Source organism: Lysinibacillus sp. G1-3, assembly GCF_056322905.1.
The window spans coordinates 341,900-356,714 of record NZ_JBWHYQ010000001.1; the positions used below are offsets into that span (position 1 = coordinate 341,900).

A 14,815-nucleotide genomic window follows, 5' to 3' on the forward strand; every position below is an offset into this window, starting at 1 on the left:
TCTAAGAGCGCCACGTCCTGTGGCAACGACTGAGTGACCAACATCGTGGTTGGCCCAAAGCCTCCGGCGGATGTCACGGAGTCGGAAATGAGTTCTTAGGGGATGTTAGCCTAAAATCATCGCATCCGTGCGATAACGGCTAACTGACCTGCATCGGTAAAAACGCCACGTCCTGTCGGCTCTCACGCAGGCCTAAGCACAAAGCCGATTCCGGACGCAATTATGCCAAGGCAACATTGATTTTTAAGAAGGACCTCTGTCCCAAAGGTATTAAATAGATAAAAAATTCGCGCCACTTCTCGGGGACAGCGAGCAAGCATGAATTCATAGATGTTTAGGATTTGTGAGGCTTGACGGTCGCCCGTGGAAAGGGTGCGAATTTTTTTCCGTCTAGGCTAAAGCGCTACATCCTCGAGGTCGCTTCGATTCCTTGGGCAAAAGAAGGTAGATCGCTTACTTTTGCTTCGGGTTCTCCAGCACTTGTCTGATGTAAACGAACGCTTTAGCGCATTTGTTCCTTCAAATCGTAGACGTTGGTGAGGAAATAAAACATGGGGCATGTAAGATTGCCTCTTTTTGAAAGTAGGTGTCAATAGATTGGAACAGCAACAAGAAGCAAGAGCAAGGTTTCAAATGCTCTTGCAACAACTAGAACTAACAGATGATGTGTATATGTCCTTTTTTGAGGAAGGTGAATTATCACGACTAACTGTACACAAAAAGAACAGGCTATGGAATTTTTCCATTAAATTACGAGATATACTTCCTTTTTCACTATACCAACTTTTTCGTACTCGTTTGGCTGAGAAATTTTCAGCTATCGCTGAAATCCACACAACTTTTGATACGGAAGAGAAAAATGTGACGGAGGAGCTAGTTCAACAATATTGGTTAACAGTAGTAGAGCAAATCGATGAGATGGCGCCCACTTTGAAAAATTGCCTAGTATCGCAAGTGCCTATGTGGAATGGGCAAAAAATTACATTATCCTGCATGCAGGAAATGGAATTTATGATGCTGAAAACAAAGTATGCAGAAAAGCTTTCTGCAAGCTATAGTCAGTTCGGCTTTCCGCATATTGTGTTAGATTTCGTGCTCCAAGATCAAACAGAAGAAATGATTGCGGCACAGGAAGCTTTCATGGAACAGAGGCGTTTAGAAGAAGCTGCTTTAGCTCAGCAAGCGATAGAAGATTACCAAAAGCGTGAGAAGGAGAAGAAAGAAAATCCTGCTATTGCGAATCTTGGTGATCGACCATTCCAGCTTGGTATGTTAATTAAAGATGATGAAACAATGGAAATTAAACGCATTGTTGAGGAAGAACGTCGTGTGATCATTGAAGGCTTTGTATTTGATGCAGAAGTTAAAGAGCTGAAAAGCGGTCGTTCTTTATTGCAAATTAAAATTACCGACTATACGGATTCCATCGTTGTAAAAATGTTCTCACGTGATAATGATGATGCGGAACTTATGCAACATTTGAAAAAGGGTATGTGGGTAAAAGTTCGAGGCTCCGTACAAACTGACACATTCATTCGTGATTTAATCGTTATGGCAAACGATATTAATGAAATCAAAAAAGAAACACGACAGGATAAGGCGCCAGAGGGAGAAAAACGGGTTGAATTGCATTTGCATACACCAATGAGCACAATGGACGCTGTAACACCAGTTGATAGACTTGTTTCGCAGGCTGCGAAGTGGGGTCATCCAGCCGTGGCTATTACCGACCATGCTGTTGTACAATCCTTCCCAGAGGCTTATGCAGCAGGGAAGAAACATGGTATAAAAGTTATTTATGGTTTGGAAGCAAATTTAGTAGATGATGGTGTACCGATTGCTTATGCAGCTGAGCATCGATTATTGGATGATGATACTTATGTCGTGTTTGACGTAGAGACGACAGGTCTATCTACTGCTTACGATACGATCATTGAGCTTGCCGCGGTGAAAATTAAAGATGGGCAGGTAATCGACAAATACGAAAGCTTTGCCAATCCCCATCACCCACTTTCAGCGACGACCATTGAACTGACAGGTATTACAGATGATATGGTACGTAACGCGCCAGAAGTGGAACAAGTCATTAAGGAGTTCCATGCATTTATCGGAGATGGCATAGTAGTAGCCCATAATGCATCATTTGATATTGGCTTCTTATACACAGGCTATAAAAAATATGGACTAGAGGGAACAATTCATCCAGTTATTGATACGTTGGAGTTAGCCCGATTACTTTATCCAACGATGAAAAACCATCGTTTAAATACACTTTGTAAAAAATTCAACATTGATTTAACTCAGCATCACCGAGCTATTTATGATACAGAAGCAACTGGCTTCTTACTTTTACAGCTGTTAAAAGATGCGGATGAATTAGGTATTAAATATCACGACGACTTTAATAAGCATATCGGGGGCGGAGATGCTTATAAAAAAGGACGACCAATGCATTGCACGATATTAGCAGTAGACAATGCTGGACTAAAAAATTTATTTAAATTAGTCACTCACTCCCATACAAAAACTTTCTATCGAGTACCTCGAGTAACACGAGCGGTTCTAGAACAATATAGAGAAGGATTATTAATCGGATCAGGTTGTAATAATGGTGAATTATTTGAGACGATGATGAATAAATCCCCAGAGGAAGCAGAGCAAATTGCGAGATTCTATGATTATATTGAAGTTCAACCAAAGGCTGTGTATGCACCGTTAATTGAGCGCAATGTCGTACGTGATGAATGGACACTTGAAGATATTATTCGCAAGCTCGTAAAGCTAGGGAAGAAAATCGATAAACCTGTTGTAGCAACTGGTAATGTTCATTACTTAGATCCGACAGATGGAATGTTTAGACAAATATTAATTGGCTCTCAAGGTGGTGCCAACATATTAAATAGATCGAAGCTGCCTGAGGTTCATTTCAGAACGACGGATGAAATGCTTAAAGAATTTGATTTTTTAGGGCCGGATCTAGCGAAAGAAGTAGTTGTTACCAACTCTCAAAAAGTCGCAAATATGATTGGTGATGTTAAGCCCATTAAAGATGATTTATACACACCAAAAATTGAAGGCTCAGATGATGAGGTCACAAATTTAACTTATGAAATGGCTCATAGTATATACGGAGAAGAGCTACCAGAAATCGTGAAGGCCCGAATTGAAAAAGAATTAAAGTCGATTTTAGGCCATGGTTTCGGAGTAATTTACTTAATTTCTGCGAAGCTTGTGAAAAAATCATTAGCTGATGGCTATTTAGTAGGTTCCCGTGGTTCAGTTGGGTCTTCATTAGTGGCAACCTTTATGGAAATTACTGAAGTAAATCCACTTCCTCCTCATTATATTTGCCCAGATTGTAAGCATTCAGAGTTTTTTAATGATGGTTCAGTAAGCTCGGGCTATGACTTACCAAATAAAGATTGTCCGGAATGTGGATCACCGTATAAAAAGGATGGACAAGATATCCCATTCGAAACGTTCCTTGGCTTTAAAGGAGACAAGGTACCTGATATAGATTTGAGTGCGACACGTTGTTAACTGAAAAGGTTAACCACCTTAGTTGGTAGAACTGCTATTTCGAAGTGTGGAATGAGAGAGTAACGCCTTGAAACACACTCGCTGAAGCTACGACAAGCGTAGATGGTATTGCAAACACCAAAAACGTTTGAAGCTCGTTAAAGTGGGCTGAAGTTCACCCAAACAGTTCGGCTGTGGAAAGAGAGATAGAAATCTCTTGTGAATGATAGGCCTGGTGTCTATAAAATTCCTATGGTTAGAAGCGGTAGAATAACCGAGACGAACCCTTGACTGACTTTTCGTGAATGTCACGTAGTAGAAATGCTACGGGGTCCAGTTAGGACTTCTAGGTGTGGATGAGTAAGTGTTAGGTTATGAAAATCCATATTGTGTTACAGGCACAATCCAGCCTAGCGGAATTTAGAGGGAGCCTAAGGGAATTATGTACAGATAGAAATAGTGGAACGTGTGAAGCTCCTAACGTAAGAGAAGATTGCACTTCAATGACGACGGTGTATGGAAAGGCAAAATGGCTATAACATACTTTAAAGGAGTGGCAGTAGTGCCGTAGTACTGACGAAGAAATGCTGTTGATGACTGAATAACCAATAAGTCGGAGGGAAAAACATTTCAGAGGGAAGGGCACAAGTCGTTAACGTTGAGACAAAACCTACAATAAGTCAGATTCGTGTATGACTAAAGAGAACGAAAACTTCGTAAAGGAAGTGATTAGTTGGCTGACTTAATGATTCAAAAGTTAAGAAATAACGAGTATTTTGGCTTACAAGAGACGTTTGATAATCTCTTTATAGAAAGCGAAAAGGGTCGATACTTTACAGATATTTATGAGCTGATTATTTCTGAAGAAAATATTTTACTCGCTTTTCGTAACCTAAAAAGTAAGGTAGTAAAACGAAAGGTACAAACGGACACACAATTAAACATTTAAACAAAATAAATGCCGACAAGCTAATAAAGATAATAAGAAAAAGACTTGAAAACTACAAACCACATTCGGTTAAAAGGTTGTTTATTCCAAAGCCAAACGGAAAAATGAGACCACTTGGAATTCCTACGATTGAAGATAGATTGATTCAGCATGTTCCTACAAGTGCTGGAGCCGATTGTAGAAGCTAGGTTTCATCCTCAAAGCTACGGATTTAGACCGAAAAGAAGCACACATGATGCATTAGCAAGGTGTTACCATTTGGTTAATCATAGTCATCAACACTTTGTGGTCGATATAGATATTAAAGGATTTTTCGATAACGTTAATCATAAAAAGCTTATGAGGCAATTATGGGCAATTGGTATAAGGGACCAAAAAGTTTTAACAATTATTAAAAAGATGCTAAAAGCTGAAATTACAGGTGAAAGTATTCCGACAAAGGGAACTCCACAAGGCGGTATCCTATCCCCGCTTCTTGCTAATATAGTATTGAATGAATTAGATTGGTGGGTATCGAACCAGTGGGAAACAAAGCCGACAAAAGTACCTTATAAACTGAAACGAAATAAAACGGATGCTCTAAAGAAAACAAGGCTAAAGCCTATGTACCTTGTCAGATATGCAGATGATTTTAAAATCTTTACAAACTCTTTTGAAAACGCTCGAAAGATTAAAGTAGCTGTTGAAAAATGGCTAAAAGAGCGTCTAAGGCTTGAAGTAAGTGAAGAAAAGAGTAAAATCACGAATCTACGTAAAAACGGTACAGATTTTTTAGGGATACGATTTAGGGCTGTTCAAAAAGGCAACGCTAAAACAGGGTATATCGTAAATTCTAAAATGGACCCTAAAGCAAAAGAAAAAGTGCAAGGGGTTATAAGGTATCAGTTAGTTAAACTTAGAAAAAGTCCTACTCCAGAAAAAGTGATGAATTTTAATGCAAATATTCTTGGACTGCATAACTATTACAAAATTGCGACCAGGATATCACAAGATTTCAATGTAATAAGACATAAAGTGCATCCGAATATCAAATCATTGTTGTTGAGAAACATATTCGTGAAAACGAGGGAAACAAACAATGTCATTGATAAATTTTATGGGGATTACAATTATCAAATATTTAAAAATAATGGATTGCTGGTATATCCTATTGAAGCAATTCGACATGATATACGAGGACAGAGAAAGCCTGAATTTACGATTTACAATGAGAAAGACAGGTCCTTAATTCATAAAGATTTAAAACATGTGTCTGTACGTGAAATTGAGATGTTTCGTAAAGGAATATATAAAGCTAAAAGTGTTTTGTATGAAAATAATCGCCTGAGTAAGTACGTGGCTCAAAAAGGGAGTTGCGGAATAACAGGAGAAAGACTTACTCCACATCAAGCCGTTTGTCATCATATTAAGCCGACAGCTCACGTGGGACAGACGACTATGATAACCTGATTATAATCAACAGGAGTTATCACATGCTTGTTCATACAAAAGACCCGCTCGCTTATAAAGATTATGTAAAGATGTTAGCTCGATTCGAAAAGAAGGCTATAAATAAAATAAACGAACTAAGAACGGAAGTAGGAAATCCAAAGCTTAGTTTATAAATTTCAACAAAGTTAACGATGGAACGCCGTATGACGCCGAAAGGGTCACGTACGGTGTGGGGCGGGGGAAAAGCTGGAGATAATATCAAAAGTTTACCTATCGTCATATTTTTCTGGTGAATATCAACCACAAGCCCATAATTATACGAAGGTATTATTCGGTGAAGATTATGTATATCGTGCAGGAACAATCGGTACAGTCGCAGAGAAAACAGCGTATGGCTACGTAAAGGGCTATGCCAATGATAACAATCTACATTTCCGCGGTGCCGAGGTAGATCGTTTAGTACAAGGCTGTACAGGCGTAAAACGTACAACAGGACAGCACCCTGGAGGAATTATCGTAGTACCAGATTATATGGATATTTTTGATTTCTCACCAGTACAATTCCCTGCGGATGCACAGGATGCAGAATGGCGTACAACGCACTTTGATTTCCATTCCATTCACGATAATATTTTAAAGCTTGATATACTGGGGCACGATGATCCGACTGTGATTCGGATGTTGCAGGATTTATCGGGGATAGATCCAAAAACCATTCCAACAGATGATCCAGTCGTTATGAAAATCTTTAGTTCGCCAGAAACTTTAGGCGTAACAGAAAAACAAATTGGCTGTAAGACAGGAACACTCGGCATTCCTGAGTTCGGTACCCGTTTTGTACGCCAAATGCTTGAAGATACAAAGCCATCAACATTCTCGGAGCTCGTGCAAATTTCAGGACTATCACACGGAACAGACGTATGGCTTGGTAACGCGCAAGAGTTAATTCAAAATGGTACATGTGTGCTGAAAGAAGTAATTGGCTGTCGTGACGATATTATGGTGTATTTAATTTATCAAGATCTAGAACCGTCACTGGCGTTTAAAATTATGGAATCCGTGCGTAAAGGGAAAGGATTATCTGACGAATTTGAAGCGGAAATGCTAGCGAATAAAGTACCTGGCTGGTATATCGAATCGTGTAAAAAGATAAAATACATGTTCCCGAAAGCCCATGCTGCCGCGTACGTGTTAATGGCAGTGCGTATTGCATGGTTTAAGGTACATTTCCCAATCCTTTATTACGCAGCGTATTTCACAGTTCGTGCAGATGATTTTGATTTAATTGCCATGGTACAAGGTCCGCAAATGATTCGTACAAAAATTGATGAAATCAATCTGAAGGGCTTAGATGCTTCAACAAAAGAGAAAAACCTATTAACGGTAATGGAATTAGCACTTGAAATGTGTGAACGTGGTATGAACTTCCAGAAAGTGGACTTGTATCGTTCGCAGGCTAGTGAATTTATCATTGATGGGAACTCTTTAATTCCACCATTCGATGCGATTCCTGGACTTGGTACAAACGTGGCTAAACAAATTGTGGCAGCACGTGAGGACGGAGAGTTTTTATCGAAAGAAGATTTACAGCAACGAGGTCGAGTATCCAAAACATTAATAGAATATATGGATCAATTGGGTTGTTTAGAAGGAATGCCTGATGCCAATCAGTTATCACTTTTCTAAAATTACGAAAGTTAGCTTGAAGGCATCTTCATCAATATCACGAATAACTTCTCTGCCTTTTGTTCAAATTAAGTCTAATAAAAGTTGGGGATGACATTTGTTAAAATGTCTACCAAGTATATAAGTTGATTGGAGGCAAGGCTGGGCAACTCTAGAAAAGCGCCTAGCTAGAACCGAAATCAACCCCACGTTGTAGTGAGGGCTTAATTTAAGCGCAATTTTGATTTCTGGACACATTGTTTATCTGTGCGAAAGCGAAGCGACAGCAACAATTATGTCAAGGCATAATGGATTAGATGTCTATAAAAAGGAAATTTGCATTGTGCTGTAAACTATGCTATCCTTATGGTAATAATTTGTTGATATTTTTCCAGCAAAAGAGTGGGACCTTCCCGCTCTTTTCTGTTGTTATACCGTAGCAAAACAAATTTTTGACTAACAGCAGGTAAGACCGTTAAATTTCACCAAAGCTACTGGTGGAATTTCTGTTTTATTACGCCAGAATTTGATAGATGCAGGAGGAAACAATGAGCAAAGTACCATCTTTAATTGAAGAGCTCGCTAAACCGATTGTTGAAGAGTTGAATCTTGAGCTTGTAGATGTCGAGTTCGTAAAAGAAGGACGTAACTGGTTTTTACGTGTTTATGTGGATACACCTGAGGGTGGAATTGACATTGAACAATGTGCTCAAGTTAGTGAACGACTAAGTTTGCTATTGGATGAAAATGATCCAATTACACAAAACTATTATTTAGAAGTTTCTTCACCTGGAGCAGAACGTCCATTGAAAAAAGACACTGATTTTGAAAAAGCGATTGGCAAATTTATTTATGTTAAAACTTATGAGCCCATTAAGGACATGAAGGAATTCCAAGGCTACTTAACGTCATACGATGAACATACATTAGTGATGGAAGTACGCATTAAAACGCGTAAAATTACAGTAACAATTGAACAAGAAAAAATCGCATTGGCACGACTTGCCATCGATTTTTAAGCATAATGCATATTTAGGAGTGAAAAAAAATGAGTAGTGATTTGTTAGATGCGCTAAATGCGCTAGAAGAACAAAAAGGAATTTCAAGAGATGTGTTAATTGAAGCAATAGAAGCGGCATTAGTTACAGCTTACAAACGCAACTTCAATCAAGCACAAAATGTTCGTGTGGACTTAAATTTAGATAAGGGCTCTATTCGTGTCTTTTCACGTAAAGATGTTGTTGAAGAAGTAGAAGATGATCGTTTACAAATCTCTGAAGAAGATGCTAAGGCAATCAACCCTGCCTATCAATTAGAAGATATCGTAGAGCAGGAAGTGACACCTCGAAACTTCGGTCGAATTGCTGCACAGACAGCGAAACAAGTTGTTACACAACGAGTGCGCGAAGCAGAACGTGGCTTAATTTACGAGCAATATGTGGACCGTGAAGATGATATCGTAACGGGTGTAGTTGAACGTCTAGATGCTCGTAATATTTACGTAGGTCTAGGAAAAGTAGAGGCTGCATTACCACAAAACGAACAAATTCAAGGTGAAACATATCATCCACACGACCGCATCAAGGTCTATATTACAAAGGTTGAACGTACAACACGCGGACCACAAGTAATTGTTTCACGTACACATCCTGGTTTATTACGCCGCTTATTTGAAATGGAAGTACCTGAAATCTACGAAGGTATCGTAGAAATTAAATCAATTGCTCGTGAAGCAGGTGACCGTTCTAAGATCTCTGTTTATGCACATAACGAAGAAGTAGATCCAGTAGGTTCATGTGTAGGGGCAAAAGGCGCTCGTGTGCAAACAATTGTAAATGAATTGAACGGTGAAAAAATCGATATCGTTGAATGGTCAGAAGATCCAGTTGTATTTGTAGCAAATGCTCTTAGCCCATCAAAGGTTTTAGATGTTCAAGTAGATGAAGAAGAAAAATCTACAACAGTTGTTGTTCCAGACTATCAATTATCATTAGCAATTGGTAAACGTGGTCAAAATGCTCGTTTAGCTGCGAAGTTAACTGGCTGGAAAATTGATATTAAGAGTGAAACAGATGCTCGTGAGTTAGGTATTTATCCATCTGCAACAAGCACTTTCATACCTGCTGAGGATGAAGAAAGTGATTTTGCTGATGTAACAGTTGACTTATATCAAGACGACGAAGAATAAGTAAGAAAGCCCGTGTGACTAGTTAACTACCATTATTCAGTAGGCGTTGGGCTGCGCCGACTGAATAATGGCAGAGCCTACAATTGAAAATAGTACGGTATTTAATTAAAATGCAAGTATATAACTAATGTAGTGCACGGCTAGTCCACCTCTTACGACAAGCTTCAGAGAGGAAAGGTGATTCTTATGGCTATTAATAAAAAAGTACCTCTTCGAAAATGTGTAGCTACTGGTGAAATGTTACCAAAGAAAGAAATGATTCGTGTCGTTCGTTCGAAAGAGGGCGAGGTAAGTGTAGATGTTTCCGGGAAAAAACCTGGACGTGGTGCCTATGTCTCTAAATCAGAGAAAGCGATTGAAATCGCTCGTAAGAAAAATGTTTTAGGGCATCAACTTGATGTAAAAATTCCTGAAGAAATCTACGAAGAACTTATTTTGTTGATTCGTAGGGAGTCTATATTATGATCAATCAAGCAGTGCATAATTTGCTTGGAATAGCGGCAAGAGCCCGTAAAGTGATTTCAGGAGAAGAGTTAGTAGTAAAGGAAGTCCGCAATGGTAATGCTAAGCTAGTACTGCTTGCAAACGATGCTTCTAAAAACTCTAGCAAAAAAATTCAAGATAAATGCACGTACTACAACGTTGAGTATCATGTAATTGGTGATCGTTATGATCTAGGACATGCTACAGGTAAGGAGGCCCGAGTGGCTTTAGCTATTACCGATAAAGGTTTTGCAAGTAAATTGTCTAGTCTACTCAACGAAAAATAATCGGGGGTGAGCAGATGACCAAAATCAGAGTTCATGAATATGCGAAACAAGTGAATAAATCGAGTAAAGAGGTTATTGAAGCACTAAATAAATTAAATGTGAGCGTAACAAATCATATGTCAATGTTAGAAAATGACATAGTGACAAAGTTAAACCAATCATTTAAAAATAATAAAGATGTGAAGCAACCTACTCAAAATGTTTCGCAAAAACAGCAGCAACCGGTAAAAAAGCAAGAAGGGCAAAAGCAACAATCTGCTACTTCTAAGCCTAAAGCAAATAATCAGCAACAAACGCGTCAAAACTCAAATTCGTCTAACGAAAAATCTAAGAATATAAAAGGTAATCAAAATAGAAATATGACACAAAATAATAATAATAACAATAATAATAATAATCGCAGAGGTGGCGGTGGTTACAACCAACGTCCAAAACCAGGAATCCATGGCGGAAAACGTCGCCATCCAAAAACACATCAACCGAGTCAGCCAGTGAAGCAGAAGGAATTACCAGAAAAAATTACTTTTGTTGAATCACTTTCCGTAGCTGAATTAGCAAAAAAATTACACCGTGAACCATCAGAAGTTATTAAAAAATTATTTATGCTTGGTGTGATGGCAACAATTAACCAAGAATTAGATAAGGATGCAATTGAATTAATTTGTGCAGACTATGGTGTAGAAGTTGAAGAAGAAATTCGTGTAGATATTACGGATTTAGAAACACACTTCGAACAAACTGAAGAAGTTAACGAGGCGGAGTTATCAGAACGTCCTCCTGTAGTAACAATTATGGGTCACGTTGACCATGGTAAAACTACATTGTTAGACTCTATTCGCAATACTAAAGTTACCGCTGGCGAAGCTGGAGGTATCACGCAACATATCGGTGCTTATCAAGTAACTGAAGGCGACAAAAAAATTACTTTCCTTGATACACCAGGACACGCTGCGTTTACAACTATGCGTGCGCGCGGTGCGAAAATTACTGACTTAACGATTTTAGTGGTAGCTGCAGATGATGGCGTTATGCCACAAACAGTAGAAGCAATTAACCACGCAAAAGCAGCAGAAGTACCAATTATTGTTGCAGTCAACAAAATGGATAAACCTTCAGCTAATCCAGACCGTGTGATGCAAGAGTTAACAGAGCATGGCCTAGTTCCTGAAGCTTGGGGCGGCGAAACTATTTTCGTACCAATTTCAGCATTAAAAGGCGAAGGCATTGACACATTACTTGAAATGATTTTACTTGTCGCTGAAGTTGGGGAACTAAAAGCGAACCCTAAACGCTTAGCACTTGGTACAGTAATTGAAGCACAGTTAGATAAAGGTCGAGGCTCTGTTGCAACACTTTTAGTACAAGATGGAACATTAAAAGTGGGAGACCCAATTGTTGTTGGCCATACTTATGGTCGTGTACGTGCTATGGTGAATGACAAAGGCCGTCGTGGAAAAGAAGCTGGGCCATCAACGCCAGTAGAAATCACAGGTTTAAATGATGTACCACAAGCTGGCGACCGTTTTGTAGTCTTTGAAGACGAAAAAACAGCACGTCAAGTTGGTGAAACTCGTGCAATGTCAGCGATTCAAGCACAACGTTCAGAAAAACAACGCGTAACGCTTGATAACTTATTCGAACAAATGAGTCAAGGCGAAATGAAAGAGCTTAACTTAATTGTTAAGGCTGACGTTCAAGGTACTGTAGAAGCTATGGCTGCATCATTAATGAAAATTGATGTTGAAGGCGTAAACGTGAAAATTATTCACACTGGCGCTGGAGCGATTACAGAATCTGATATTTCTCTTGCTGCGGCTTCAAATGCAATTGTTATCGGCTTCAACGTTCGTCCAGATGTTAATGCAAAACGTGCAGCAGAAGAAGAGGGCGTAGATATTCGTCTACACCGCATTATCTATAAAGTAATCGAAGAAATTGAACAAGCAATGAAAGGTATGCTTGATCCAGAATTTGAAGAAAAAATTATTGGTCAAGCAGAAGTTCGACAAACAATTAAAGTATCAAAAGTTGGTACAATTGCTGGTTCATACGTAACAGAAGGTAAAGTAACTCGTGATTCAGGCGTACGTGTAATTCGCGATAATGTAGTAATTTTTGAAGGTGAATTAGATACACTTAAACGTTTCAAAGATGAAGTGAAAGAAGTTGCCCGAGGTTACGAATGTGGTATTACAATTACAAACTTCAACGATATTAAAGAAGGCGACATTATTGAAGCTTATATTATGGAAGAAGTTAAACGAGCTTAATGATCGTTTACGCAGAGGTTGAATTCATTATTCAAACTGCCCATTCGTTGAAGGAAAAACGTGCTGTCTTACAGCGTATGATTACGCGCACGAAACAAAAATTTAATGTATCGATTGCGGAAATTGATCATCAAAATGTATGGCAACGCACGAAAATAGCGCTTGTTGCTGTTTCTTCTTCAAAAGAAGCAGCCGAGCGTGAAATTAATCACGCGCTTCACTACTTACAGTCAAATCCATCTTGGGAACAGCTAAATGTGTGGCGGGACTATTTATAAGTTACATTAGAAGTTGTGTTGTATGATTTACCACTTTGCATGAAAAACTATGTGTAAGTGAGGACACAACTTTCTGTACATCGAAATTGAGGTGACAAACTATGTCTCTACGCTCAAACCGCGTTGCCGAGCAAATGAAAAAAGAGCTTGGTGATATTATTGGACGTAAAATAAAAGATCCGCGTGTTGGTTTTGTTACTGTTACTGGTGTTGAAGTAACAGGTGATTTACAGCAAGCGACAATTTATATTACAACTCTAGGCAATGAACGTGAAAAAGAGGATACACTAAAAGCTTTATTAAAGGCTTCTGGTTTTATTCGCTCAGAAATCGGTTCACGAATCCGCTTACGTCGTACACCAGAACTAATTTTTGAATTCGATTCATCGATTGAATATGGGAACCGTATTGATACATTGCTACGTGGTTTACACGAAGAATAAGATAACTAAAAAAGTCTGCCATATGCATGTTCATGCAGGCAGGCTTTTTAAATTTATCGGAAATGAATAAAACATTTGTGACTCTATTTTTTTACAGGCGTGTTGATTAGGGGAAAATAGATTTATTAATGGAGCGATAAAAAGATTTTTTTTGTTGTTTAGTTAATATATGCCCATTTTTAACTGATTGTAGCGTAGGGCTACTCGACTCCCGCGGGAAAGCGTACTGCTAACGCAGCGACAGCAAATGTTTTATCTGTGCGTCAGCGACAAAGCGAGTAGCCCGTAGCGGAAATCAGAGCCTTCTATTTATTAGAATGGATAAAGTTGATTAAACAACACACCTGTTATTTTTATTGGATATTAGGAGGGAATTTATGAACGGTATTTTACCGCTTTGGAAGGAACGCGGCATGACAAGTCATGATTGCGTCTTTAAATTACGAAAAATTTTACGCACAAAAAAAGTAGGACATACAGGCACACTTGACCCTGGTGTTGAGGGGGTTCTCCCAATTTGTATTGGTCAAGCAACACGCATTGCAGAGTATTTAACAGATGCTGGAAAAACCTATGAAGCGGTTATTTCAATTGGCCGTACAACGACAACTGAAGATGCAGAAGGAGAAACGGTTGAACAAGATCATACGAATAAAAAGTTCACACGTACCCAATTGCAAGAAGTTTTAGCCTCGCTTACAGGTGTTATTCAACAAACGCCTCCGATGTTTTCAGCTGTTAAAGTAAATGGTAAACGTCTCTATGAATATGCTCGAAAAGGTGAAATCGTCGAAAGACCGACACGTCAAGTTACTATTTATGCATTAGAGCTACTAGATGATGTTGAACAATATGAAGGACAAGAAATTACATTCCCTGTACGGATAGCGTGTAGTAAAGGGACGTATATTCGAACACTAGCTGTGCAGATCGGAGCGGCGCTTGGCTATCCTGCGCATATGAAAGAGCTTGTACGCACAGCCTCAGGTACGTTTACACAAGAAAATTGCTTTACATTGGCACAGGTAGCTGAGCTGATGGAAGCTGAACAAATCGATACTTGCATTTTACCAGTTGAGTATGCATTGACAGACTATCCATTTATTGAAATAACTTCTGCTAATGAAAAAGAAATTTTCAATGGACAAGTGCTTCCCGCAGATGCATTATTAAAGATACATGATAAAATTGTTTTTGGAATCAGTGGGAAAGCAGTTGCGGTCTATCAAGCCCATCCTACAAAGGAAGGGTTTATGAAGCCACATAAGATGTTTCCGACGATAGAGTAGGAGGATTTTTTGT

The 14,815-nt window shown here is 38.9% G+C and carries 11 protein-coding genes and 2 pseudogenes; all 13 read left to right on the forward strand.

Going from position 1 to position 14,815, the window contains the following annotated elements; genetic code table 11:
* Positions 1-597: 597 nt before the first annotated feature.
* A pseudogene (locus ACVYAD_RS01650) lies at positions 598-3,525 on the forward strand (PolC-type DNA polymerase III); the annotation flags it as partial.
* A 727-nt stretch (positions 3,526-4,252) separates the two neighbouring features.
* Positions 4,253-4,468 carry a hypothetical protein gene (locus tag ACVYAD_RS01655; RefSeq protein ID WP_476424171.1) on the forward strand — a complete coding sequence of 72 codons (216 nt, stop codon included), beginning with the start codon at positions 4,253-4,255 and terminating at the stop codon, positions 4,466-4,468.
* A 150-nt stretch (positions 4,469-4,618) separates the two neighbouring features.
* The gene (locus ACVYAD_RS01660; RefSeq protein ID WP_476424173.1) at positions 4,619-5,917 is read left to right on the forward strand and encodes a reverse transcriptase domain-containing protein; all 1,299 of its coding nucleotides are present in this window, start codon (positions 4,619-4,621) and stop codon (positions 5,915-5,917) included.
* Between the two features lie 23 nt (positions 5,918-5,940).
* On the forward strand, positions 5,941-6,072 hold the full coding sequence (locus tag ACVYAD_RS01665; RefSeq protein WP_476424174.1) for a hypothetical protein: 132 nt from the start codon (positions 5,941-5,943) through the stop codon (positions 6,070-6,072).
* A 109-nt stretch (positions 6,073-6,181) separates the two neighbouring features.
* Positions 6,182-7,585 (forward strand): annotated as a pseudogene (locus tag ACVYAD_RS01670) (PolC-type DNA polymerase III); the annotation flags it as partial.
* 527 nt (positions 7,586-8,112) lie between these two features.
* Positions 8,113-8,583: a ribosome maturation factor RimP gene (rimP, locus tag ACVYAD_RS01675; protein ID WP_079560495.1), complete on the forward strand. Its 471-nt coding sequence runs from the start codon at positions 8,113-8,115 to the stop codon at positions 8,581-8,583.
* Positions 8,584-8,612: 29 nt separating this feature from the next.
* Complete coding sequence (nusA, locus tag ACVYAD_RS01680; protein WP_349660884.1) at positions 8,613-9,752, forward strand: transcription termination factor NusA; 1,140 nt, start codon at positions 8,613-8,615, stop codon at positions 9,750-9,752.
* Positions 9,753-9,938: 186 nt separating this feature from the next.
* Positions 9,939-10,217: an RNase P modulator RnpM gene (gene rnpM, locus ACVYAD_RS01685; RefSeq protein WP_349660885.1), complete on the forward strand. Its 279-nt coding sequence runs from the start codon at positions 9,939-9,941 to the stop codon at positions 10,215-10,217.
* Complete coding sequence (locus ACVYAD_RS01690; RefSeq protein WP_053483263.1) at positions 10,214-10,522, forward strand: YlxQ family RNA-binding protein; 309 nt, start codon at positions 10,214-10,216, stop codon at positions 10,520-10,522. Before rnpM ends, ACVYAD_RS01690 begins: the two co-directional genes overlap by 4 nt.
* Positions 10,523-10,536: 14 nt before the next feature.
* On the forward strand, positions 10,537-12,792 hold the full coding sequence (infB, locus tag ACVYAD_RS01695) for a translation initiation factor IF-2 (RefSeq protein WP_476424177.1): 2,256 nt from the start codon (positions 10,537-10,539) through the stop codon (positions 12,790-12,792).
* The gene (locus ACVYAD_RS01700) at positions 12,792-13,070 is read left to right on the forward strand and encodes a DUF503 domain-containing protein (RefSeq protein WP_079560499.1); all 279 of its coding nucleotides are present in this window, start codon (positions 12,792-12,794) and stop codon (positions 13,068-13,070) included. Before infB ends, ACVYAD_RS01700 begins: the two co-directional genes overlap by 1 nt.
* Positions 13,071-13,171: 101 nt before the next feature.
* A complete protein-coding gene (gene rbfA / locus ACVYAD_RS01705; protein ID WP_079560500.1) occupies positions 13,172-13,513 on the forward strand; it encodes a 30S ribosome-binding factor RbfA in 342 nt (113 codons plus the stop codon).
* Between the two features lie 377 nt (positions 13,514-13,890).
* Positions 13,891-14,802, forward strand: a complete 912-nt coding sequence (gene truB / locus ACVYAD_RS01710; RefSeq protein ID WP_476424179.1) for a tRNA pseudouridine(55) synthase TruB — start codon at positions 13,891-13,893, stop codon at positions 14,800-14,802.
* The last annotated feature ends 13 nt before the right edge of the window (positions 14,803-14,815 follow it).

Bases quoted from the DNA above. Each gene is read 5' to 3' on its own strand.
- ACVYAD_RS01660 (WP_476424173.1), top strand. From the start codon at position 4,619: ATGTTCCTACAAGTGCTGGAGCCGATTGTAGAAGCTAGGTTTCATCCT.
- ACVYAD_RS01665 (WP_476424174.1), top strand. From the start codon at position 5,941: ATGCTTGTTCATACAAAAGACCCGCTCGCTTATAAAGATTATGTAAAG.
- rimP (WP_079560495.1), top strand. From the start codon at position 8,113: ATGAGCAAAGTACCATCTTTAATTGAAGAGCTCGCTAAACCGATTGTT.
- nusA (WP_349660884.1), top strand. From the start codon at position 8,613: ATGAGTAGTGATTTGTTAGATGCGCTAAATGCGCTAGAAGAACAAAAA.
- rnpM (WP_349660885.1), top strand. From the start codon at position 9,939: ATGGCTATTAATAAAAAAGTACCTCTTCGAAAATGTGTAGCTACTGGT.
- ACVYAD_RS01690 (WP_053483263.1), top strand. From the start codon at position 10,214: ATGATCAATCAAGCAGTGCATAATTTGCTTGGAATAGCGGCAAGAGCC.
- infB (WP_476424177.1), top strand. From the start codon at position 10,537: ATGACCAAAATCAGAGTTCATGAATATGCGAAACAAGTGAATAAATCG.
- ACVYAD_RS01700 (WP_079560499.1), top strand. From the start codon at position 12,792: ATGATCGTTTACGCAGAGGTTGAATTCATTATTCAAACTGCCCATTCG.
- rbfA (WP_079560500.1), top strand. From the start codon at position 13,172: ATGTCTCTACGCTCAAACCGCGTTGCCGAGCAAATGAAAAAAGAGCTT.
- truB (WP_476424179.1), top strand. From the start codon at position 13,891: ATGAACGGTATTTTACCGCTTTGGAAGGAACGCGGCATGACAAGTCAT.